The organism is Pseudoalteromonas aurantia 208 (assembly GCF_014858725.1).
Classification (GTDB): domain Bacteria; phylum Pseudomonadota; class Gammaproteobacteria; order Enterobacterales; family Alteromonadaceae; genus Pseudoalteromonas; species Pseudoalteromonas aurantia.
Map to the genome: position 1 here is coordinate 451,379 of NZ_AQGV01000015.1, position 23,806 is coordinate 475,184.

Consider the following 23,806-nt stretch of genomic DNA (forward strand, 5'->3'; position numbering starts at 1 on the left):
TCTTTTTCAATGTTATTTCAAAGTTTTTTTACTTTTAAGGTGATTTTTTAACTTATGAATGTTTATTCCAATACTTTATTACTTACTTTATTGTTTATGTTGATGCTTGTGTCGGGATGTTCAGCGTTTGTTTATGATCAACCTGCGGAGGTAAAAGTCAGGCAAGAAAAGTCCAATGACTTGGCGAAGCAATCGCACATTAAAGGCGATGCTTACAGTGCAAAAATTAAAAATAGTGAGAGCACTTTGGTACGTCATGTCCAAGTTACGCCGTCAGATAGAATTAAGCTTAAAGGCCATACAATTAAAAAGGGCGATCGAGTTTACAATATTACAACGGGTCAAATCGGTACTGTCACGGGGGAGTTTGTGGTTGAGCTATACGGTTCACAACAAGCACCAGACATAAAGCAATTCGTTAAGCAGCCAGTGACAGGTGCTATCGTACGCTATAAAGTGATATCAACAGACGTTGATTTATTAAGTCGGCTTGAATCACTTCGTGGTTCTGAGGCGGTCAAAAGTGTTGAACTACAAATCTTTTACAATGGCAGAGTTAATAATGAGTATTAGTCTATAAACGTGGCGAGTTAGTGGAATAGCCATGTGTGGAGGGGTTATAAATATCACTTTTGGTATAAAAGTTAAAGAGCGCCGTTGATGCTTTGTGGTGCTCTTTAATGATGTTCTTTAACGACTCTATTTAAGGTAGGTGGTGAACGTGATTATGGTATTTGCTGTAAGAAATTTAACTTATGAGTCGTTTTCGAAGGGATGAATTCAGTGACCTCGTAGGTCGCCAATTTGTGCTGCTGAAATGGATCGTTTTTTAATGCTTCTTCTACCTCTAGTGTTTGGGTTGTATTTGCAATAATAATACCCCCCGTTCTTGGTTGTTTTCTACCAGAGATGAGAAATAGGCCGCTTTCATAGTATTTATCTAAAAATAGTAAGTGTGCCGCTAAGTGTTTTTCAACTTCATGTAATGGGACTAAATAAGTTATCGAAATAATAAACATCGTGATCCTTATGAATAGTTAAAACATTATTTTAACTATAAGTATGCGATTTTTAATAGCGCTTTTGTACATTACGATTGTGTATTAAAGTAATCGCAAACCGTGTTAAGTTATACCCACGCAGTGAGTCCTGTTATTAACATACTAAGTAGTCCAATTAACCCTAATCCAAATGCACAACTGCGCGCAAGTTGTAGGTTCATATAATAGAAACTCATATGCGCAAGTCGAGCAATGCCATAAAGTCCAGATGAGAAAGCCAACCAATCGGGGGCGCTTTGTGATAGAAGCCCGAAAAGTAGCAGTAGTATATAAATGGCGATACTTTCATTGGTATTTGCATGTGCTCTGGTTGCACGAAATACAAAGCTTTGATGATCTGATTCAATAGGATGACCCGCTAGGTGCTTGTTAAAAAACAACACTATGTCGGCAATGATCAACTGCAATAAAAAAAGTGTTGCTATCAATCCGCAAATTAAAATTGAAGTGTGATAGGTGACAAATATATCTGCCATAATACAAAAAGCTCCTGTTATCTTGGTCTATGTCGAGTGCTATTTATCCTACCAATACGGCGATAGATTACTATCTATTTATCGTTATTCATCAATAAATTGCCATGTATTCGCACCATCGAAGTGACGTACTCTAATTTGCTTTAAAAGTTCAGGGTTTATCATCTTGAAATTCATGGCCATACGTTGTGTATTTCCCATATCGGTTGGTGTGTAATGGGTTGTGCACCCGCACAAAGCACAGTGATGAAACTCAATACACTGATCCCCGTGGCAATAGCTGATAGGCGCTGAGCGGTGAAAACTGACAGACACATTGTTGGGGTGGGTGTATCCCCAAAGAGCACCAAGTCTATGACAAATACTGCAATTGCAGCTCGTAAGCGAATCAATTGAAGCATCAAATGTAACGTTAATATTACCGCAATGACAGCTTGCTGAAAAAGTCATGATGTTCCTTACTTTGAGAGGTTAATGACGGGCAACACTTCGGGTAACTCGTTATCGAGCATGGTCAACACGCTTTGGTAACCATGCATTGGTTGCCACTGTAACTCAGTTTGCGCCAATGCTGAATCATAGACTCTGTCGAGTGAACAAGGCATAGACCACTGACGTCGTCTAAACTCGGTTGCTAAGTCGGGCATTTTTTCATGGATAAGAGTGTCTGCATCCGTATAGAGCATTTCACAATCTTTCGGCGTAAAGGGAGTTGAACCCGATATAATGTATGTTTTAAAACCCGGTAGGCGCAGTTCAACGGCGCAGGCATGCGCTTGTGCAACGTCCCGTACGTCTATGCCACGAGTTGATCTGTATATACTCATTAAGTCTGCTGTCTCGGGGAAGCATCGAGACATTCTCAGCACAGTAACCGGTAGGTTAAATAAATGAGAGAGTTGCGCTAATTTTTTTTCAGCGGCTATTTTTGAAGTATGGTAGATGGTTTTCGGTTGCGGAGTAATGGTTTCGTCAATCCAACTCGCTTGATTCTCTTGGGTTGAAGCAAAGCCATATAATGCGGTGGTGCTGGTAAAGATAAAGTGCCGTAGGCCTTGTTTTATACCTTCTAAAGCTAATTGCTCAGTTGCCATAATATTAATAGAATTAAAATCTTCATCAGCAGCAATATTCACATGTGGAGCATGTAAGGCCGCACAATGTATCACCACATCAATATTGATTAATGCGTGGCGAATCCGTGTCAAATCACGGATATCAGCAACTATATCAACCGTCGAACACGGTGTGATATCTACTCCAATAACATGGTGCAGTTGCATTAGTTTAATGTAAATAGCACGCCCAACGCGTCCAGCAGAACCCGTGATGAGTATTTTCAAGTTATCTCCTAAATATGAGTGCAAAGCATAATATGAATGAATCAAGGTTTTTTACCTGTACAGCATATTGAAGCTTACACCGTGAAATTTGAAGGCATTATATGCTGTCAGTCAGCATCGCACTATGTATTCTATCAGCCTCCCTTTGACGTAAAAGTAAATTTCGGTGTGTTTTCTTGTGCTTTGTCTCTTTATTCAAAACGGCGTCTTAGAAGTTTTTAGTGTTACGGAGAATGTATTTATCACTGTTTTAAAATCATAATTATTATTCGTAATATGTACTGTTGCGACTATTCTTTAATGAAAAAAGGAGCAAAGTTATGAATTGGTATGTGATTGCTTTTAGTTTTTTTATGAGTGCGCAAGTATATGCAAAATGTGTCAGCGAAGCGTATCGACATTTTGATTTTTGGGTCGGTGATTGGCAAGTAAAGACGCCGGATGGAAAAATTGCAGGACGTAATGTAATCACGATTGACTATGAGGGATGTGTGATTAAAGAGCGCTATAAGGGATTGTCGGGATATCGTGGAGAAAGTGTGAGTTTGTATGATGTTACGCGCAATTTTTGGCACCAGATTTGGGTTGATAACACGGGACTATTGCTTCAACTAGGAGGAGGCTTGCAAGGTAATAAAATGGTACTTACAGGAACCTCTTTTGACAGAGAAGGTAACTTGCTAGATGAAAGGATAACATGGACCCCTAATGCAGACGGCACAGTACGTCAGGTATGGCGTACCAGATCGCAAGATCAAAAATGGCAAACCATATTTGATGGTTTGTATATTAAGAAAAAATAGTATTTTGCCACTAATATTTTGTTTTATATTGCTTTTAATACGAGATGGTTGACGAAAACCAATACTGTATATTGGTGATGATGCAATTAGATATCGTAAACCCCCTTTACAATAATTCAGTTATGAATGTGTGGGTAATCGCTACAAGCAAGAGTAAGGCTGGTTGTTTCTGTGGCATTTTTTAGCGTTTATTGACATGAGCCCTAACCTAGCCTTTCATTTACGTGTTTTATTAAACTCAATATCTTTAATTAACGGTGAAACACTCAATAATTTAAAGACTTATATATTTTGGGATACTGTGAAATACTGATAGGCTGCAGTGTTTTTAAATGTGTATCGGATATGATAGAAAACGTATTGAAATTATGGACTCGATGTATCGGTGTAAGCTGTGTGTTGTGTACCGTGCTTGCTGAAGCCAGAACCGTGGATATGAGCGCTTTATTTCCTTCATTACATATCTCTCAACAAGCTACTAATAATCGGCATGGCGTATCGGGCATAGATAATCCTCGGGAAATTGCAACCTCTCGCGATAAGAAATCCATCTTTGTAGTGAGTGGAGATGATGATGCATTATCTGTATTCCAGTTAGACAGTGATGATCAGTTGTATTTCAAACAAACATTTAAAAATATTGATGATAATAGATATAAATTGGCAGGGGCATCTGACGTTATTGCACTTGATAATGGTAAGTGGTTAATCACTGCTAGTTTTTACGATGGCGCACTGTCACTTTTTAGCAAAGTTGAGCAAGGTGGTTATCAATTTGTTCATTCATTAAGTGATGATTTATCAGCAAAACGCGTATTCAAAGACCCGACGCCCGTTGGTGGGCTGGATAACTTAAAGCTACTTGCACCATGGAGTATACTTAAGCTTGATGAGCAGCATTTTGTGGTAGCCAGTTACAAAAGTGACGCAGTACGTTTCTTTAAGTTATCCAATGGACGAATTGTAACGAATGAACCCGCCAATAAAGGGGTCAATAAGCAACAGTTCGGTTCACCCGTCGCTGTGCAACCAATAATGAACAAAGAGACAGGACAGAAGAAGCTCATTGTGGCTGGTTTTAACGACTCTACACTGACCTTATTAGATAAAGGTGATACACAATATTATGCTGTGAGCCAGCGTATAAGTTTAAAAGAGTATGGATGTTTAAATCCTCAAGCAATGCAAGCTGTAGAGATAATAAATAAATTATATGTAGCCTGTTCAGGTAGCGATAAAATTTTAGTGTTGCAAGAATCACAACCCAATCAATTTAAAGTGATTCAGGTTGTGGCCCATCCGCATTTGCAAGGCGTTAATAGCTTAGCTATGGCGCGCGATGGAAGATGGGGCTATGCGGCTTCCGAAAAAAGCAATGGTGTGATTGTTTTACAAAATAAACCATTAACGGGTTTATCAGTATCAACTGTAGTATTGGATAACACGCCAGTCGTTTCATCTATTTCATCACTGACATTAACACGTCCAGATTTATTAGTTGTGACTTCAGCGAAACAAGATACGCTATATTTATTGAATGTCACTGCACCACATTAGCTATAGCTTGCCCTGATGTATGGATAAGCTCAGTTCCTCACGTATCATAAGGACATATGTTTCCGTGACTTTGTAGCGAGGGCACGTGCTATTTTGCAGATTTAACCCAGCCGATACTCAATACATAGCGTGTACCTAGCTCTACTTTTGACACCGCATGCTCACATAAATCGGGTCGAAATAACTTAATTCTAGACGTGTTAACTAAAGGGTGTTTGCAAATAAACTGACCACCTTTTATCGACTTTTTAGCACGATATTTAGGGGCTGTTGATCTTTTAGGTTCATTTTTGCAGCAGTTTGATTGGCTTTTATACAAGGCAGAGGCTGCGTAGCATGGTTATTCCATGTGAGTCAGCCGATAACATAGTAGAAAAGCCAATCAAGCGCTGCCTACCGGTTCTTTTGAGCATCCCTTTCTCTTTGTTGCTTAATATTCGCTTAGATTACTAGGCCACATATTAAGCGCCGCGATAAAAGCATGCTCAAAGAGAACAAAAATAGAACAGCAAAGTTCAACAGCCCCTAGTCTGTAATGCTTGCCTTTTTCAACTTTATCCAAATGTGGTGCTATGACACTGCCTTTGGGGAATTTGAGTAAGTACACATCAAACTTTATTGGCCAATACGCACCACATAGTAGCATTTTATGGTAACCAGACTGCTGACGACCTTGCTGCCAACGAAAAATATGAGAGGTTATGTTCATCTTATCCTCAACGGTATAGAGCTGATAGAGTATTAGAGACACAGAACACCACAAAACGCATGCCGATGTGCTTTATTCAAAGGTGTTTAAGAGATAGAAATGATCATATCTCATAATGTGGTGTTGAACCACATTGATAGTAAATAATGTTACTTTTTGTGCCTAAATACATTACTCTACTCCGTAACTTTTTTGAACTGTGACTTTTTATGGTAATTACACACCAGACTCACGATATTAAAACGCCTACGGGTGTCATGCGCACGTATCATTATCAGCCCGCCGAGCAAGGCAGTTATCCGTGCATTATTTTTTATTCAGAAATCTTCCAACAAACAGCACCGATTGCGCGCTCAGCTGCCATTTTAGCTAGTCATGGTTTTCATGTGTTGGTACCTGAAGTGTTTCATGAGTTGAATCCGATTGGTACGGTACTCGCTTATGACGATGAAGGGAAAGATAAAGGCAATGAAGATAAATGGACTAAGCAATTAGAACATCATGATAGTGATACACTGGCCCTCGTCGATTTTGCAGAACAATTAGCTGGATGCAATGGACATGTTGGTGCGATGGGCGTGTGTATTGGTGGTCACCTAGCATATCGAGCGGCATTAAACCCCGCTATTAAAGCTGCATTTTGTTTATATGCAACAGACATACACAGTGACTCTCTCCCCAGTGAGATTGGTAACGGAACATTGGAAAGAATGAAAGATATTCAAGGTGAAGTGCACTTCGTATGGGGGAAACAAGATCCGCATGTGCCAATGGAAGGTCGGTTACGGATATATACGTCATGTCAGCGTACGGGCATTAATTTCCAATGGCAAGAAGTCAATGCACAACATGCATTTATGCGAGATGAGGGCGATAGATATGATGCGGCATTGGCTATGTCTATGTATCAAGACGCTGTGGCACTCTTTTCACGATGCTTAACACTGTAAAACGTATTTTCGAGCGTTTGTGGGGGCGATTAAGAAATGGATCGGATTGTAGTGCCAGCTAAACATATCGGGCTTAAGCTAAGACGCCAAGAGTGTCCTACCAAGACGCGTGTTATTGCGATATCAGGGGCATCTGGTGCAGGTAAAACATCGGTTATAAAAAAGCTTGCGCAACAATTTGACGCGCCTTATCTGCTCTTTGATAGCTATGTGGATAATGACACGTATCCAGCAAATATGAAGCGTTGGTTTGCTGACGGTGCGAATGTATCTTTAATACATACACCGAAATTTACGCTAGCACTGAAGCACCTTGCTGAAACGGGGCGACACCGTTATATTTTTATTGAAGAACCTTTTGGCAGGCAACGATGTGTTATGGATGAACTAATCGAATCGGTGGTATTGCTCGATATACCATTAGAGCTGTGTTTATCTCGGGTTGTTCGACGTCATACGTCTGCTCAAAGTATAGATTCACTGGCGGCCTATTTAGATAAATATGAAGACTATTTTAGAGATATTTACTGTGCGGTAGTTGAACAGGTTAGGAGCAATAGTGATTTGGTAATGAATGACGTGCAATCGCTTGATATAACAGTTAATCGGGTGCGTGATTGGCTGTTAAGTGTTGACACTAAAGTTGGTATCTAAAGGGGATTTTCTTGTCGTTTATTGGTTGCTAAAGCTCCAAAATGAGGAAGGCAGTACACTTGTACCGCCTTCTCACGTATTTACAGTGCCGTAGGAACTGGGGTAGTGGTTAGTGCGTGCTCAGACTCCACTTCACCACGATGGTCTTTTGCTATGAGTTGATATAATAGCGGCAAGATAATCAAGGTAAAGAAAGTACCAATTAGCATACCTGCAACGAGAATGATGCCGATACTGTTCCGTGCTTCAGCGCCAGCACCAGTTACTAGCACCAAAGGAAAATGACCTAACACAGTTGCGCCTGTTGTCATCAATATTGGACGTAAACGGGTACTTGCTGCACCTTTTACAGCATCAAGCTTTGATTTACCTTCTAATTGTAGATGATTGGCGAATTCGACGATTAAAATTCCATTTTTAGCAATTAGTCCAATCAATGTGATTAACCCGATTTGGCTGTAAATATTGATGGTTGTTAATGATAAAAATGGCAACATTAATGCGCCCGATAACGCCAAAGGGGCACAGCCCAATAACACGACGAGCGGATCTCTAAAGCTATTAAATTGAATGGCGAGTACAAAATATACAATGATCATGGAGACAAACAGCACCCCAACCATGGTATTACCTTCTTTACGCAACTGTCGAGACTCACCTGCATAATCAATTGAATAGTTGGTCGGTAATAAGTCATTCGCAATGGCTTCAATATTGGCAAGACCCTGCTCCTTGGTGATATGGGGTAGAACACCCGCAAAAATTCTAAATGATGCTTGCTGGTTGAAAGACCCGAGCACTCTCGGACTCGTGAACGTATCAAGACTTGCAAATGACGAAACGGGTATGAGTTCACCATCTGCTGTGCGAATTTTCATATTTAAGATACTTTCAGGGTTATAACGCTCCCCACTGTCAACAACGGGAATAACGCGAAACGCCTTGCCTTCTTTATTAAAGTAGTTAACAAAATTATTGGACATCAAGACACTGAGTTGCTCATTAACTGACGCCAAATTCAGCCCTAAATCGGCCACTAATTCACGGTCTATTTTTAGTTCGGCTTGTGGCAGGTCGAGTTTCAAATCTGTGTTAACAAAGAGAAAGCTGCCACTGGCGTTCGCTTTTGCGATGATCTCATCGGCATACTTTTTCATCGTAATGGCATCGTCATTGGCACGCACCACCATTTCAACATCAAATTGGCCTGCAGTTGGCAACGATGCAGGTAAAATTGGGAATAAACTCAGGCCTGTCACGCTGCCTAGGCGGCCATATAAATCGAATAATAAATCATGGACAGAGTGTTCTCTCTCCTCAAAAGGAGCAAGTTCTACACCACCAAACCCAGCTGCCGCAGTGATTATTTGCCAAGTGAACTTTCCACCTTCGGTGTTATTCATAACCTCAGCTGTGTCATTCATTTTGCTCGCAGTGTAGGCTTGAGATGATTCAGGTGGCGCCTCAACGACCACTTGAATCGAACTTTGATCTTCAATTGGCGCAAGCTCTTTTTGAGACAATAGATAAAAAGGCACAGCTAATAACGAGAGTATCACGGCAATAAAAATAAGTTGTGGACGCATACTGAACAAGGTGTCAAAAAGCTTGAAGTACGCATTTTGTAAGCGGTCAAAATAGCTATTTACTAATCGTGTTAACCGACCTTCCTTACCTCCTTCAGGGCTGACATAGGCACTCATTATTGGAGATAAAGTGACCGCAACGACACCAGAAATTAACACGGCAATTGCCAAAGTAAATGCAAATTCTCTGAATAAGAAACCAGTTAACCCTGTCAGGAAGCCAATAGGTGCATAGACGGCGGCCAGTGTTAAAGTCATTGCGATCACAGGAACTAGCAATTGGCGTGAACTAATTAAAGCAGCTTGCAACCGTGGTTTACCTTCACGCATGTGACGAGCAACATTTTCAACCACCACAATAGCATCATCAACCACAAGGCCAACAGATAATACGATTGCTAATATAGTGAGAAGATTCAGAGAAAAACCAATCAACGAGATAACAGCAACAGCGCCAAAAATAGAGATAGGAATAGTGATTAGTGGCACGAGCGCAGTTCTAAATGATCCCATCATAGCCACGACGACAATCCCAACTAGCAGCACAGTTTCAGCTAATGTGGTGAATATTTCTTTAATCGAATCACGCATGTATAACGTGCCATCATACCCAATGGTAATTCGCATGCCATGCGGCAATTGCTGATTCAGTTCATCTAGCTTGGTGTAAAGTGCATCACCAATGTCAATTTCATTGGCTCCAGGCAGCGGCCAAATAGCGAGGAATACTGTGTCATCATAATCAAGTCGAGCCGTAACCATCCCTTGTGCTTCACCGATCTCTACATTTGCAACTGTACCGAGTCGTAATTGGCTGCCATTTACTTCTTTAATTATAAGGTTATTAAAATCAGCAACACTTTTTAAGCTAGTATTGGCCAGCAAATCGATACGTTGACGCTTGTTTTCGCTATACCCTAAGGTTGCGATGGTGTTGTTAGCCTGTAATGCGGCAAAAATATCGTTGGCACTTAGGTCATAAATAGCAAGTTTGTCGTTGTCTAACCAAATACGCATCGCAGGATTACGTCCCCCTTCGAGCGTGACTTTTTGGACGCCTTTGATATCGGTCAGTCCCGGTACTACATTTCTGGTTAAGTAGTCACTTACTTCACCACGAGGTAAAGATTGAGACTCTACATTGAGATAAAAAACAGCATAAGGACTGTCAGCTCGAACAATCTCAATCGCAGGGTCTTCGGCGCCAGTAGGCAGCTCAAACTTAATTTGTCCAAGGCGAGTACTCATTTCAGCCAAGGCATCGGTGGTATTATGGTTGAGTTGAAGCCATGCTGTGACTTTACTTAAGCCCGATGTAGTTACTGAGTCGACATAATCAACGCCTGGTACAGAGGAGACAACCCGCTCAATAGGTTCAGTGACATAGCCTTTGACGACATCAGCCGAAGCACCAGTATAAACGGTATTAATGACCAGAGAGGCACTTTCGATTTTTGGATATTGTTGTATTGATATTTTATTGGCGGCATTGAGTCCCGCCATAATGATGAGTAATGATAGAACTATCGAAAGAACGGGACGGTTAACAAAAATATCCATAAATGAGGGTTTGTTTTCATGTAGTGCACTCATTACTCCCCCTTAAGCGATGTGTCAGCTGGAGCTTGAGTATAAACAAGCAGTTGGTCTTTGAGTTTAAATGCCCCTTCGGTTGCTATAAATTCGTGACCTGCTAAGCCGTTGGTGATGATTTGTAAATCCCCTTGGCGTTCACCGAGTTCAACTTGAATCGATTTAGCGCGCCAATTCTTGGTGTCATCTTGGCTTAATGTAAAGACGAAAGCACCGAGGTGGTTTCGTGCGATAGCATTGGATGGCACTGCAAGAACTTGGTTACTTGGTGTAGAAACGACCACTGATACCATTTGATTATGATGCAGTTTTTGTTGACTATTTTTAAGTTCAGCCCGATAAGCAAGTTGCCTTGCTGATACATCAATCGTGGCGCTCTTAGCGATAACTTTTGCTATGAGTAATTCAGACTCACTGATGTTGGTCGATACGATACGGATATTAACCTCATCCCCTACGATTAATTGGGGGAGTGTTTGTGGTAATTTAAAGTCGACCCATATCGTGTTATCAAGTGCTACGAGCGATGTGAGCAGTGTATTTACATCTAGAAGTTGCCCAGGTTGATATTGCGTCAATCCGATTTGTCCATTAAACGGTGCTCGGATGGTTTTCTTATCGATAACCGCGGTTAAATTCGCTATTTCAGCTTTGGCTATAGTGACATCAGCGTCTGCTTGGTCAACTTGGTCTGGGCTAACGCGTTTTTGTGCTAATAGTTTAGCAAGGCGTGTTTGCGTCGATTTTGCTAATGTTAATCTCGCATTGGCGGCTGCAAGATTCGCGCGCTCAATAGTGGTATCTAGCTCAAACAAAATTTGACCCTGCGTCACAAAATCGCCCGGTTGATAGTTTATTTTTACAATTAAGCCGGCATATTCATTGCGAATATCTAAGGTGCGTTTTGCTTGAAGTTGGCCAATGACTTTACTTTTTTTACTGTATTCGATGCGTTCCACGTAACTTGATTTTACCGATGCTGACGGCTCTGGGAATGACTCGCCAAAGGCTATCGCAGCTTGTATCTGAGTAAATTTCATAAAGCCTAATGAGGCGATAATAATACCCAAAATGAGTACTGATATTAGCCAACGTTTAATGTTCATAATGCCCCCTTAGGGTCGCGTAAGTGAATGCTTTCCAAACTGGTTTGTATGGTTTTTATGGATTCTTGGGTCAGTGGCTGTTGCCAAGGGTAACTGTTGAGAAATCGCATGGAACTACGAATAATAGGGTCATTCTCAGACAACGGTTCAAGTAGAGAATCTGTGCCTTCACCGATTTGCCTAAATTGCTTAACGCGTTGAACCTGTTGATAGCCAACAGACAGAGACCATGAGCCTATCATTATTTCTTCAATGGCCTGCGACAAATTAAGTTCAGTGGTGAGCTCTCCGGAGTTAATACCATCGGTTAAAGCTAACTTAAACAATTGCTCACAAGCGGTATTGGCTATGATCATTTTTTCTGTCCATGTTGCGGAAGCGCGGCTGATCACGGCTTCATTGGTCGCATAAGAAAGCAAATCGTTATCGAATCCAAAGCACTGCATTTTTTTGGGATCAATAAACTCGATTGCAAGGATTTTCTCTGGTGTGGAAATGGGTAAAGACAAGACTTGATTGAAAATACCGCTGACATGTGAGAATGCACGGTGAGCGAGCGCAAGCACAATGTCTTCCTTACTTTGCACATGCTTATAAACAGACCCCATAGATAAACCAGCTGTTCTAGCGATTTTAGCCATAGTGAAATCGGTCACGGATGATTCGTTAATGCATTCTTCCGCGGCATTTAAAATCATTTCAAGTTGTTTTTCATGACTGAACTTGGGAGCTGGAGCCATATATACCTCGAAGTTAAACTGCTAAATAACATCATTCGAATGATGTTCGAATGATGTTATTGTAAATTTTACATCCTTAAAGTCAAGCTTTCTTAAATGCACAACTCGAACTAATGTAAGACTGTGTAATGTTATTTCAGTTATAAATTTTGAATACTAAAAGAAATGAACACTGACTATTTAGCCTATAAGGAATTGCAGCCATGCAGAGTGAACAAGACAGAATACAAAAGCTTGTCGATACATTGAGTAACCATTTAGCGCGTGCTGGTACATCTGAAAACCCGGACCCTCAACAACAACGAAATGCGATTCAAGGTGTATTTGCCACCACAGTAAATAATTTTAACTTGTTTTATCAGTCAGCCATTGAAGGCGGGTTTTCAGCAAAGCGTCTTTTAACTCAAAAGCTAAATGGGCTGAGTGATGTTGCGGGTTTAAACAATTATCAAACAGAAGCGATGGTGTTTAATACACGTTTCCAAGCCCATCCATTTGCCATTGCATTGTGTGAAACCACACTTGAAGTGCAATTTATTTATAAACTCGCTATTGAATATAACTTACCGATTAGAGTGCGCTCAGGAGGCCATGACCATGAAGGGGAATGTAGTGGCAGCAATACTATTTTGATTGATGTCAGTCGAATTAAGCAATTTTGTTACGATGAAAAAACGGAAGTTGCGACGATTGGCGCAGGTTATCGTTTCTACCAATTAACACCATTGCTTGCTGCTGAAGGCAGAATGATTGCTCATGGTACGTGTGCAACGGTTGGTTTAACTGGGTTTATTCAAGGGGGAGGTTGGGGACCTTGGACCCGAAAACACGGTATGTGTTGTGAATATCTTGTTGGTGCAACCGTGGTATTAGGCAATGGTGAAGTGGTTGAAGTCTCAGAGACTTGTCATAGCGAAATATTGTGGGCATTACGTGGCGGCGGCGGTATGAGCTGGGGGATTATTACCGAGTTAAAAGTAAAAACATTTGTGTTGCCAGATGAAATCCATCGATTTGAAATTGTTTGGAATCAGTTCGTGAAACCAGATCCGGCGATTGAAGTGTGTGTGCCGTTAGAAGATTGTCCAACGATTGATATACTCAAAGCGTGGGAAGCGACGATCCAGTCACAAAAAACGGCAAACTTGTTGGGTACCAATTTAAAAATTAATGCAATTGCAAAAGTACCCCACTCAAACATTAATGAGTTATATCATCCCTGCACCATGTTTGGATATTGGGAAGGCACAAAGGAAGCATTGGACAAGTATATCAATGATACCTTCGTTAATCCGATGCACGGTAGACCTCGTGTTAGTACATCCAAAGTGGGCGGAAAGCGATTGATTCTTAGTCAAAACAATAAGCAACAATATGATTATGATCATGCATTACTCAGCCATTGGGCACGCGAAAGTATTGCCGATTATAACACATTATTACACTCAATTTTAGGGCGGCATCAGCACGCGTTTACCCCTGATTATGATGCGCCTGCACCGCATAAAATCACTTCAAAATTGGTTAAACCCGAAGGTTTAACACAGCGTGGTTATGAACAATTGCTAAGCACGTTGACCTCAGAATTAGTGAAGAGTGAAAATAGTGGGTTAGGGTTATTTAGCTATGTCACATTAGGGGCGATTGTTGGAAATTTTTATCAGCAATTAGATCAAAAGAAGCCACAGCTTGGAGTGTCATTTCCGTATCAAAATTGTTTATATACGATTCAATATCAAACATGGTGGAACGAAGAATTAAAGAATAAAGTTGAGCAGCAAAATAATGCTGTTTATGTTGATACAAATAGAGCTATGGACTGGATCTCCGCCAGTAGAAGTGCAGATATTGAGGGAGCTTATGGTGCGTTTATTAGTTTCAAAGATGCCTCAATACCGACATCTGAATATTTTCAGCAGAATTATGGAACACTTGTAGAAATTAAAAAATGTTATATTAATGATCAATATAATCACTTGCGCACTCGCAAAACCATTATTTAATTGTTAACAATGCTCACGCCAAACACGGTTTTGGCGCGAGTCCATTCGGTGCATGACCCGACCCTACGTGCGGTTTAACTTACTGCTCTCACCTCTTATGAATACGTATGTAATCCATTGCTTTGTTGTTTTGTTATTCGTTACTGTTGTCGTCTGTCTAAATATTAACCAGGAAGTTAAAGTAATGACGTTTAACCTTATCAAAGCCCAGTCTCGGTTCTACATTCAGTGTCTACTGCTGTGCTGTAGTATTGTGACTTCTTACTCGGTGTCAGCTGCAATCAACCAACATCAGTTAGGGGTTACCCATCAAGAAAGCAATAACACGTTAACCTTTCGAATATACTCTTCTAGGGCCACTCGAATGGCCGTTTATCTTTATGCTAATGCAACTGGTAGCCATGAGGTAAACCACTATGCCTTGACAAAAAACAGTGATGATATTTGGTCTGTCACGTTAGATAAAGCGCGTTTAGATAGTCGTTTACAGGGAACCGTTTATTATGGCTACAGAGCATGGGGGCCTAATTGGCCGTATCACCCTTCGTGGCAGAAAGGGAGCAATATCGGCTTTATTAAAGATGTCGATAGGTATGGCAATCGCTTTAATCCAAATAAATTACTGATTGACCCATATGCAAAGGAGTTGAGCCATGATCATTTAACACCACAGTGGGATAGTGGCAATATCTATGCTTCGGGCAATCGTTTTCGGAATCTGGATAGTGCGTTAAAAGCGCCTAAAGGCATTGTCGTTGCACATTCACATCAGTCTACCGGAGTGAAACCTACTGGTGCGTTAAAAGATGACGTCATTTATGAGGTTCATGTTCGCGGGTTGACTAAAAATGATGAGAGTATTCCTGCTACTTTGCGAGGAACTTACCAAGGGGCGGCGTTAAAAGCTGGATATTTAGCTGATTTAGGCATTACCGCGGTTGAGTTTTTGCCTGTACAAGAAACACAAAATGATACCAATGACGTTGTTGCATCCACTGAAGGTGACAATTACTGGGGTTATATGACGTTGAATTACTTTGCACCAGATAGACGTTATGCGGCTGATAAGTCTCCCGGAGGTCCGACAAAAGAGTTCAAAAGTATGGTTAAAGCTTTCCATGACAAAGGGATCAAAGTATTCATTGATGTTGTTTACAACCATACTGGAGAGGGAGGTGCATGGAAGCAAGGTGACGCATCAACGTATAATCTATACTCTTGGCGCGGATTAGATAATCCAACGTATTATTCATTAACAGCAGACAGACAACATAATTGGGATAACACGGGTGTTGGAGGGAATTACAACACCTTAAATCCGATTGCCCAGAATTTGATAATAGACTCTTTAGATTATTGGCAATCAGAAATGGGCGTTGATGGTTTTCGCTTTGATTTAGCGTCAGTGTTGGGTAACAGTTGTGAGCATGGCTGTTTTCACTTTGATAAAACGCTGAAAAATAATGCACTTAATCGCATCATTGATGAGTTTACGGAACGACCGGCATTGGGAGGGCAAGGCACTGATTTTATTGCTGAGTCATGGGCTATAGGTGGTAATTCATATCAAGTAGGCGGGTTCCCTAAAGGGTGGTCGGAATGGAATGGAAAATATAGAGACACCATTCGCAAAGACCAAAACCAAATGGGGCAAGAATCTGTCAGTTTAGGAGAGTTGGCGAACTTCTTTACAGGCTCTGCGAATTTGTACCAAGATGATGGTAGAGCCCCCTGGAATTCCGTTAATTTTATTGTGGCCCATGATGGTTTCACACTAAAAGATTTATATTCTTGCAATGAAAAAAACAATCAGCACCTTTGGCCTTTAGGACCATCTGATGGCGGTGAAAATAGCAATCATAGCTGGGCACAAGGGTGGCATAATCAAGCGCAAGAGCAACGTAAAGCGGCGCGAAATGGTTTTGCACTATTAATGCTCAGTGCTGGTACACCGATGATGACGGGGGGAGATGAGTATTTAAGATCGTTAAAGTGTAATAATAACCCATATAACTTAGATTCATCTGCAAACTGGTTGAGTTATCGTTGGAGTACGCAACAGCATCACTTTAATGCTTTTGCAAAAGGGATGATTGCATTTCGAAAAGCGCACCCTGCTTTACGTCCAGCTCACTTTTATTCAGATAAAGATAACAATGCGAATGTAATGGAGCAATTACGATGGTTTAAAAGTGATGGTTCAGTTGCAGATACTGGTTACTTTAATGATGCAAATAATCATGCAATTGCCTATCGAATTGATAGCAGCGAGTTTTCTGAGTCAACAGCGGCAATCTACATTGCATACAATGGGTGGTCAGATCAAGTTGAATTTACGCTTCCTTGGCCTGGACAAGGCAAGAATTGGTACCGAGTCACGGATACCGCGAACTGGAATGAAGGGGCTAATTCGGTTAAGTCCCCAGGCAATGAAGAGTATATTGGCGGCGAGTATACTCAGTATGGGTTAGCAGGTCGTGCAGTATTAGTGTTGATCGCAAAGTAGTAAGGTGTAGGGCGGGCTTTTTATTTAGCCCGCTTAAGAACATGTTAATTAAACAGAGGCACGGCGTCTTTTTTGTGCTCAAAAATCACGGCGCTTTTAAGCAAACCAAACTCTTGTAAGTATTGAGCAATGCTCGTAAAGCTAGCTGTCTGTATTATGTTGTCGTGATCTTTAGTGGTAACTCCGTCAGCAAACCAATTTCCTAATGCTAATTTGATACGACTGACCCTTACTGGGGTTGCTTGAAAGTATGCTTTTGCATTCGCTTTTAAGCGCGCCATATTATCTGTTTGATATAGCGCTGCATTAATGACATTTAGCGTATGTTCAGTACAGTTTTGATATGCGTTATTAAATGGATTAGCAATCAAAGAGTAATGAGGGTTATGAAGCGACTTATTTACCCCTGATTGAATGGCTGCTATTAGTCGGGTTTGCAATTCAATGGTTGGGATAGCAATACCGGCTGTTAATGAATCAGCCCCCCAAAAAAAATCGACTGGGTAATCCGTAACTAATAAACTTTTGTTTGCATCTGTTTGTTCTTGATAGAGGTTGTGTATTGCATAACCTTTAACGCTTTCTCCGCTGTCTAACTGTATTTGTGAATAAACTGCAATTGCGGTATGAGTAAATTGAAAGCCTGCCGGTAACTTCTTTTTTGGCTGTCCACGCCGAGCTATAATGAATGAGCGAGCACCATTTTTTGCCGCGTATTTTTCAACATCTTTTGCAAACAAAGCGGTGGTGCTGGCATCAAAGCGAGTGTGCTTGGTTTGCGTGCTGCCTGCATATGTTGAACCGTGATAGAGAAGTATTAAGAACGTTATAGCAAGTCGTGTAGTCATATTACCGCCTTTTATTTTAGTCGCTCGATTTAGTTTTGATTTTTAATCGCTTCATTCGGCGCTCTATCAACCGTAATGGTAATTTCAGTTATTTCTAAAGGTGTATCTTGAGGCGCGTGAGAATGGCGATGAGTGCCACTTGCAGCGTCAATGAGTTTAGTGCCGACTGCATGTGACGCTGAAGCTGTGCTGCCAGCAATGAGCAATGGCACAGCAACGATGCCACTGGCAACCTGTCCTGCTGATACAGTGCTATGACCCAATGCTAATGCAGCATGTTTGCTTGCTGTACTGGCATGTTCAGAGGCAGACTCCGCAGCGCAAACAAATGAGGATAGGATACATAATGTGCTGAATAAAAGAGTTGATGTTTTCATAGTAGCTTCCCTGTGATTAAGTTGCACCTAACTTAAATGATAGTATTCATTAGGTAAACCATATTGCTTGATGTATTAGAATAAACGACTTAAAGTATTGTAATAATATTCTTTTATGATTTAGGGTGACTGATGAGTCAAATTTCGTTGGTGAGCGACACATTAAAAATGCTGTTGAAACAGCGTAAGATGACCTACAAAGATATTGCAGGTGAGTTAGATATGAGTGAAGCGAATATTAAACGCATTTTTGCAAACCAGAGCTTTACGTTACAACGCTTAGAACAGATTTGTAATCTATTGCAGATCAGCTTATCCGATTTATTTTCTATTACTCAGAAGCAGCAAAGTCAGTTAACTGAGCTGACATTTGAACAAGAACAAGAATTAATCGATAACCCAAAATTGTTATTGGTTGCGGTATGTGTAAGAGATGCGTGGGATTTTCAAGAGATCATAGCGCATTATGAAATTGATAAATTTGAATTGATCCAACTTTTTGCGCGTTTAGATAAAATAAAGTTAATACAGCTACTCCCTAACAATCACTATAAGCTATTGATAGCCCAAGATTTCAGATGGTTAAAAAATGGGCCGTTAGAGCAGTTTATGGAACAAGAAGTATTACATCGTTTTATGGCGAGTAAGTTTGATGAGCCGAATAGTTTTAGGTTTTATTTGCGTGGTCGATATTCACAATCCTCGATTGAAGTTATTCAACGCAAACTTAATCAATTAACTAAAGAGTCGGCTATTTTGAACCAAGAAGATGCCAGTTTACCATTATCAACAAGGGAACATATGGGATTATTATTTGCTATGCGTCCTTGGGAACCTTCATTGTTTGAACAATTCAGAAGAAAGAAGGATATATAATATGAAGAATACGCTATTTGTTGGGTTCGCTTTACTGTTGTTGAGTTCAGGCGAGTCGCACGCCCAAGCCTATATTGTGGATTGCGTGTCACTTAATACCAATATGAAGCATATTGAGTCACTGGCTGATTCTGGGCAGTATAGGCAAACATTAGAGCCTGAAAAAAAGCCGTTTTTTGATTATTCTAAGCAAGGGCCGTTTTCAGATTATTTAGAGTATGAACGTAATAGAATTCTTGCTGAAAATCCTAAAGGCCGCTTGCCTTGCCCAATAGCAACATCGGTTAGCACGCATTTGTATGACGACAAGTCGCTACAGGTGGTGGACTTAATTTCGCCTTTTCAGCTCAATGCACCGAAAAATAAGTCAGAGCCTACGCATAGGGGTGTCTTGCTGATACATGGTTTAACCGATTCACCTTATTTGTTTCATGATTTAGCTGAACAGTTTTTTCAGCAAGGGATCACTGTGCGTACATTGTTACTGCCAGGACACGGTACCGCACCTTCAGCATTGGTGGATGTGTCACAGCAGCAATGGCGTATTGCAACACGCTATGCCGTTGCAGCGATGTTAGAAGATTTTGACACTGTGTATTTGGGGGGATTCTCTACCGGCGGTGCATTACTCATCGATTATCTTAACCAGCACGACTTGACTGTGGCCGAAGAAGCGAAAATTAAGGGGTTGATGTTGTGGTCGCCTGCCAGTCGTGCAAAATCGAGTATGGCGTGGGCGGCGCAATATATGGCATGGTTTAAAGACTATATGGAAAGCAGCGGCGATATTGACTTTGCAAAGTATGAGTCTTTTCCATTTAACGCAGCTGCGCAAGTGCATAATTTAATGCAGCGCATTCAGCCCGAAAAGCTTACTTATGTGCCAGATATACCGCTATTTTTGGTTGCTGCGCAGGCTGATCAGACTATCGATACGCAAAGCACATTGTCATTGTTGACGCATTGGCATCTCAGTGGTGCACGTAAAAGCAAAGAGCAAGATACGCTGATATACTATGGTGAAAACGCTTGGCTTAAATCATTATCCAGAAGTATAACAGTGTATAACCCCACAGAATGTCGAGGTGACGATTATTGTGGTTCTATAAAAGGTATATCCCACACCGCAACGACTAACGCACCAACCAATCCACATTATGGCTGGGGTGGAGCATATCGTAACTGTGAGCATTTAATGGGGACTGATAACTACAGAGTCTGTAAACAAACAGACACGCCAATATTGGGTGAAACTACGGTGGAAACACTGCATGACACGCCCCAGTTACAGCGACTGACCTTTAACCCTTACTTTGAACAAATGACTGACGCGCTAACACAGTTTATTAAAATCACGCAATGAAGGTATTAAATTAATATACTTAAAGTCGAAAAATATTGACCTTTCTTTAAATAGGTTTACTTATATGCTGATGTTATCAATACTGACTCTATCGTTTTACAGGGCGCACAATTTAATAACGGAGTAAGTGATGACTATAAGTAAACCAACCAAAGCATTTAGATTGGCATCAATTTTTGCATTATTAGCGGGTGTATTCGGATTCTTAATTGGCTTGATGAATGCTCAAATGCAATTGAACGAAAAAGGCTATTATTTTGCAATTTTATTATTTGGGCTATTTTCATTTGTGTCCTTACAAAAAACGGTGCGAGATAAACTTGAGGGGCAGACTATTTCTAAGCCCTACCTTTTAATGTGTTGGGTAGCTGTGGGCGCAGCAATTGCTATGCTGGGCATCGGGCTATATCACGCAGAACTATTATTGAGTGAAAAAGGGTTCTATGCCATGGCGTTTCTATTGAGTGGTTTTTCAGCAATTACTGTACAAAAAAATGTTCGAGATACGATGGTACTGGAAAAGTCCCAAGCACCTAGCGTGCTGATGGAAGAGGCTAAGTAAGGCCATGATAGAACGATACTTACCCGCTAAGTATCGTTCTGAGTAAGTTGAAGCGTTGTTGTGTCAAACGTTTAATCGTGCGTTTGATTTTTATTAGTACGGCGCCATGCAGAAGGGGTTTGCTGATACTGCTTTTTGAACTGTCTTATAAAGTGTGTCACATCTCGCCAACCAGCTTGATAGCCAATAAGTTCTACCTTCTCATCGGTATTTAGCAACAACTCCACTGCCATTTTTAACCGATATTTTAAGATCCACTGACCTACCGAGTACCCCGTAGCTTGCTTCATTTTACTCGCAAGATGGGCCGAGTTGATATGCAGAGCATGCGCAACGTCTTTTAATGAGATCCCTTCACTGCTATGTGCTTGTATGTAGCGCATCGCTTTATCAATTTTTGTGTGGCCATTGATTTCAATTGCGGTTAATTCTGATGCTTTGTTAGCTTCATTGAGCACGAGATAAATTAAGCTCTCTAATACTTTATGCGATTTGCCTGTGGCGAGCTCCGTTTGGATTTCCAAAAATAGTGAAGTGACATAACTTACTCGCTCTTCAGCAAGTTTGCAAATAGGCAACGCGCCATTCCTTATAGCTGTAAATGATCGCATAAACTCATTTTTTTCATCTAACTGGAAAAAGCGGCCAGAGAAACTTAGCCAATGCACTTGCATGTTTTTTCCTTCTAGTAGCGCGTGCGGCATACCCGCAGGCACGAGCGTCAGCATACCAGGGGTAATGTTGACGCACTGCTTGCCCTTTAGTTTGACATAACCTGCGACCATGAGAGTGACGATATAATCTTCATGGGCATGATGTTCATCATGACTTAACTCTGATATATCAGAGAAGCCAGAATCTATGTGTATGTATGAGGTCAAAATCAAAAACCAAAAATAAGCCGATTTAAACCAAAGTTTAGCACTATATCGAAAAGGAGAACTAAGCGAAACTTCAGTTACACAAAATGAATTGAGGTTTATCTGATGAGTCACTGGAATAATGAACACGCGTTATCTTATGATGAAAAATGGGGGGAGCTTGCATTTCATACAGAAATACCGACCTTAGCTGGGGTGGCTGACAACTTTCGCATTGCTGAAATAGGGTGTGGTGGTGGGTATCTAAGTATGTGTTTAGCACAAAGCGCAGAGGGGGTTCAGGTGCTGGCACTTGATCCAACCGATACGATGATTGAACGGGCAAAAAGCAGACAAAAAAAATCTGATTTACGTTTTCCACAACTTCAATTTATTAAAGCAGGTGCTGAAGAGTTGCAGGTAAACACCGGCTCTTTAGATTTGGTTATTGCGGCATTTTCGATACATCATTGGCAAAATGCTGAGTTGGCGTTGTCATTAATTTTTCAAGGACTAAAACGAGGCGGTCGAATTTGGTTATGTGAGGATGTTAATGCGCCTAGTTCGGGGGATTTGATGGTTGACGTAAATTTGAAGACTTTTTCTGGGGTTAAAGAACGGCTGCAAAGTGTCGGCTTTGAGAGTATTGTGAAAAATGCCCATGTATCAAGTGAAGGGGAGTTTTTGATCATTGAAGCACTCAAACGTACAGACAAATAGGTGGCGCAATGTAAAGTCATAATAGTGCTTTATCGAACCCAAATTTCTGGGTGGCGCTAATTTAATGTTTTTTGTTAGGTTAATTCATTATTTGGCTCATGCGAAATTAGTGATGTAGGGTGCGAGAAAATCACTGTATTAAACGACATAGAATATGGTGTTTTGTAATAAATACGTCCTAAGTGATTATGTTTACTATAAATATTATTAGCTTACATAAATCTCCGCTTGATATATTTATTACTATTTGTTTTAACTTTTAACTTTTAACTTTTAACTTTTAACTTTTTACTTTAAGTATCACGTCGTGTAACGGGGGAAATGTAGTAATAACGGGATACTGGTTTAACCTATATATGTGACAGTTATGTAACAAGTTAGTGTAAGTAATATTAAAGCGCAAGGTGTTTGACCCTATCTGCTTTTATTGATAATGTTTGGTTTCAATTGTGAAAACAAGGAAAGAAAAATGAAAAAAAATATTGCGTTAAAAGTAAAAAAGTTAACTGCTAAAGAGCTAAAAAGTGTTGTTGGTGGCGATGCAAGAGATGTTCAATACCGTATTGCTGGGGCAGACGGCCAGGAAGGCATGGCTTTTCATTAAGCTAAAATAATGAATAAGAGGTTTGAACTTTCGTTTAGACTTCTTTTTTAATTAACCAGTATTTTATATTTTGTAATATTTTCTATTTTTTAAAGTAGAGAAAGTAAGTTTATTTAATTACCTTTCTAACCTACTAAGCGCAACTAATATGAGTGTTAATCTCTTATTTTGTGTAATCATTGGCGTTTTTATTTGTTTATGTATGCTATTTTTTGTAGGTGCGAGAGTTTCGTATTTATGTGCTTATATATTATTGGACCAAGTCGATTAAATTATCGGTTGTTTATGAATCTATACGTTTGACTGAGTATGTTTTTATTGATAGGGTTTAGTTTCCATTTTGTTAAGAAGGAAACTGAAATGAAAAAAAATATCTCATTAAAAGTAAAGAAACTAAACTTAAAAGAACTTAAAAGTGTTGTTGGTGGCGATGCAAAAAATGCGCAATATCGTGCTGTAGCCGTAGAAGCTAGTGAATATAACGCTTTTTACTAAGTTGATATAGAACA

General features: G+C 40.4%; 24 protein-coding genes. 13 read left to right on the forward strand and 11 right to left on the reverse strand.

Annotation, left to right across the window (positions count from 1 at the left end; translation table 11 throughout):
* Positions 1-54: 54 nt before the first annotated feature.
* Positions 55-573 carry a hypothetical protein gene (locus PAUR_RS20225; protein ID WP_192509535.1) on the forward strand — a complete coding sequence of 173 codons (519 nt, stop codon included), beginning with the start codon at positions 55-57 and terminating at the stop codon, positions 571-573.
* A 152-nt stretch (positions 574-725) separates the two neighbouring features.
* On the opposite strand, the gene PAUR_RS20230 is transcribed toward PAUR_RS20225, so the two are convergent.
* The 4 genes from PAUR_RS20230 to PAUR_RS20245 all read right to left on the reverse strand — a co-directional run bounded on the left by PAUR_RS20230 (position 726) and on the right by PAUR_RS20245 (position 2,880).
* Positions 726-1,019: a YciI family protein gene (locus PAUR_RS20230; protein WP_192509536.1), complete on the reverse strand. Its 294-nt coding sequence runs from the start codon at positions 1,017-1,019 to the stop codon at positions 726-728.
* Positions 1,020-1,129: 110 nt separating this feature from the next.
* On the reverse strand, positions 1,130-1,537 hold the full coding sequence (locus PAUR_RS20235) for an MAPEG family protein (protein ID WP_192509537.1): 408 nt from the start codon (positions 1,535-1,537) through the stop codon (positions 1,130-1,132).
* 84 nt (positions 1,538-1,621) lie between these two features.
* The gene (locus tag PAUR_RS20240) at positions 1,622-1,987 is read right to left on the reverse strand and encodes a GFA family protein (RefSeq protein ID WP_225738525.1); all 366 of its coding nucleotides are present in this window, start codon (positions 1,985-1,987) and stop codon (positions 1,622-1,624) included.
* Positions 1,988-1,995: 8 nt separating this feature from the next.
* Positions 1,996-2,880 carry an NAD-dependent epimerase/dehydratase family protein gene (locus tag PAUR_RS20245; protein WP_192509538.1) on the reverse strand — a complete coding sequence of 295 codons (885 nt, stop codon included), beginning with the start codon at positions 2,878-2,880 and terminating at the stop codon, positions 1,996-1,998.
* A 320-nt stretch (positions 2,881-3,200) separates the two neighbouring features.
* Here PAUR_RS20245 and PAUR_RS20250 point away from each other — a divergent pair, with 320 nt between their 5' ends.
* Together PAUR_RS20250 and PAUR_RS20255 are read left to right on the forward strand one after the other, a co-directional pair.
* Positions 3,201-3,683 (forward strand): hypothetical protein, encoded by a 483-nt coding sequence (locus PAUR_RS20250; RefSeq protein ID WP_192509539.1) that lies wholly within the window; start codon positions 3,201-3,203, stop codon positions 3,681-3,683.
* 345 nt (positions 3,684-4,028) lie between these two features.
* Positions 4,029-5,240, forward strand: a complete 1,212-nt coding sequence (locus PAUR_RS20255; RefSeq protein ID WP_192509540.1) for a lactonase family protein — start codon at positions 4,029-4,031, stop codon at positions 5,238-5,240.
* 430 nt (positions 5,241-5,670) lie between these two features.
* Here PAUR_RS20255 and PAUR_RS20260 read toward each other — a convergent pair whose 3' ends face one another.
* The gene (locus PAUR_RS20260) at positions 5,671-5,949 is read right to left on the reverse strand and encodes a hypothetical protein (RefSeq protein WP_225738526.1); all 279 of its coding nucleotides are present in this window, start codon (positions 5,947-5,949) and stop codon (positions 5,671-5,673) included.
* A gap of 209 nt (positions 5,950-6,158) precedes the next feature.
* On the opposite strand from PAUR_RS20260, the gene PAUR_RS20265 reads away from it, so the two are divergent.
* Entirely contained in the window at positions 6,159-6,899 is a 741-nt protein-coding gene (locus PAUR_RS20265; protein ID WP_192509541.1) for a dienelactone hydrolase family protein, read from the forward strand.
* A gap of 36 nt (positions 6,900-6,935) precedes the next feature.
* Positions 6,936-7,553 (forward strand): nucleoside/nucleotide kinase family protein, encoded by a 618-nt coding sequence (locus PAUR_RS20270; RefSeq protein WP_192509542.1) that lies wholly within the window; start codon positions 6,936-6,938, stop codon positions 7,551-7,553.
* 80 nt (positions 7,554-7,633) lie between these two features.
* Here PAUR_RS20270 and PAUR_RS20275 read toward each other — a convergent pair whose 3' ends face one another.
* From PAUR_RS20275 to PAUR_RS20285, 3 genes are read right to left on the reverse strand one after another with little or no spacing between them, the layout of a single operon-like run.
* On the reverse strand, positions 7,634-10,732 hold the full coding sequence (locus PAUR_RS20275) for an efflux RND transporter permease subunit (protein WP_192509543.1): 3,099 nt from the start codon (positions 10,730-10,732) through the stop codon (positions 7,634-7,636).
* Complete coding sequence (locus PAUR_RS20280) at positions 10,732-11,838, reverse strand: efflux RND transporter periplasmic adaptor subunit (protein ID WP_192509544.1); 1,107 nt, start codon at positions 11,836-11,838, stop codon at positions 10,732-10,734. Before PAUR_RS20280 ends, PAUR_RS20275 begins: the two co-directional genes overlap by 1 nt.
* Positions 11,835-12,578 (reverse strand): TetR/AcrR family transcriptional regulator, encoded by a 744-nt coding sequence (locus tag PAUR_RS20285; protein WP_192509545.1) that lies wholly within the window; start codon positions 12,576-12,578, stop codon positions 11,835-11,837. The genes PAUR_RS20280 and PAUR_RS20285 overlap by 4 nt, the downstream gene beginning before the upstream one ends.
* Before the next feature lie 203 nt (positions 12,579-12,781).
* Between PAUR_RS20285 and PAUR_RS20290 the strand changes: the two genes are divergently transcribed.
* Together PAUR_RS20290 and PAUR_RS20295 are read left to right on the forward strand one after the other, a co-directional pair.
* Complete coding sequence (locus PAUR_RS20290; protein ID WP_192509546.1) at positions 12,782-14,581, forward strand: FAD-binding oxidoreductase; 1,800 nt, start codon at positions 12,782-12,784, stop codon at positions 14,579-14,581.
* A gap of 184 nt (positions 14,582-14,765) precedes the next feature.
* Positions 14,766-17,087, forward strand: a complete 2,322-nt coding sequence (locus PAUR_RS20295) for a glycogen debranching protein (RefSeq protein ID WP_192509547.1) — start codon at positions 14,766-14,768, stop codon at positions 17,085-17,087.
* Positions 17,088-17,131: 44 nt separating this feature from the next.
* Here the strand turns inward: PAUR_RS20295 and PAUR_RS20300 are convergent, their stop codons facing one another.
* Positions 17,132-17,935, reverse strand: coding sequence for a DUF2145 domain-containing protein (locus tag PAUR_RS20300; protein WP_192509548.1), 804 nt, complete (start codon positions 17,933-17,935; stop codon positions 17,132-17,134).
* Positions 17,936-17,964: 29 nt separating this feature from the next.
* A complete protein-coding gene (locus PAUR_RS20305) occupies positions 17,965-18,312 on the reverse strand; it encodes a hypothetical protein (RefSeq protein ID WP_192509549.1) in 348 nt (115 codons plus the stop codon).
* A 132-nt stretch (positions 18,313-18,444) separates the two neighbouring features.
* Here PAUR_RS20305 and PAUR_RS20310 point away from each other — a divergent pair, with 132 nt between their 5' ends.
* The 3 genes from PAUR_RS20310 to yiaA all read left to right on the forward strand — a co-directional run bounded on the left by PAUR_RS20310 (position 18,445) and on the right by yiaA (position 21,113).
* Positions 18,445-19,188, forward strand: coding sequence for a helix-turn-helix domain-containing protein (locus PAUR_RS20310; protein WP_192509550.1), 744 nt, complete (start codon positions 18,445-18,447; stop codon positions 19,186-19,188).
* 1 nt (position 19,189) lies between these two features.
* Positions 19,190-20,551, forward strand: coding sequence for an alpha/beta hydrolase (locus PAUR_RS20315; RefSeq protein WP_192509551.1), 1,362 nt, complete (start codon positions 19,190-19,192; stop codon positions 20,549-20,551).
* A 130-nt stretch (positions 20,552-20,681) separates the two neighbouring features.
* Positions 20,682-21,113, forward strand: a complete 432-nt coding sequence (gene yiaA / locus PAUR_RS20320; RefSeq protein ID WP_192509552.1) for an inner membrane protein YiaA — start codon at positions 20,682-20,684, stop codon at positions 21,111-21,113.
* 71 nt (positions 21,114-21,184) lie between these two features.
* Here yiaA and PAUR_RS20325 read toward each other — a convergent pair whose 3' ends face one another.
* Positions 21,185-21,994: an AraC family transcriptional regulator gene (locus PAUR_RS20325; protein WP_192509553.1), complete on the reverse strand. Its 810-nt coding sequence runs from the start codon at positions 21,992-21,994 to the stop codon at positions 21,185-21,187.
* Positions 21,995-22,099: 105 nt separating this feature from the next.
* Here PAUR_RS20325 and PAUR_RS20330 point away from each other — a divergent pair, with 105 nt between their 5' ends.
* The 3 genes from PAUR_RS20330 to PAUR_RS20340 all read left to right on the forward strand — a co-directional run bounded on the left by PAUR_RS20330 (position 22,100) and on the right by PAUR_RS20340 (position 23,792).
* Positions 22,100-22,693: a class I SAM-dependent methyltransferase gene (locus PAUR_RS20330; protein WP_192509554.1), complete on the forward strand. Its 594-nt coding sequence runs from the start codon at positions 22,100-22,102 to the stop codon at positions 22,691-22,693.
* A 469-nt stretch (positions 22,694-23,162) separates the two neighbouring features.
* On the forward strand, positions 23,163-23,297 hold the full coding sequence (locus PAUR_RS20335; RefSeq protein ID WP_192509555.1) for a bacteriocin: 135 nt from the start codon (positions 23,163-23,165) through the stop codon (positions 23,295-23,297).
* Positions 23,298-23,657: 360 nt separating this feature from the next.
* Positions 23,658-23,792, forward strand: a complete 135-nt coding sequence (locus tag PAUR_RS20340; protein WP_192509556.1) for a bacteriocin — start codon at positions 23,658-23,660, stop codon at positions 23,790-23,792.
* The last annotated feature ends 14 nt before the right edge of the window (positions 23,793-23,806 follow it).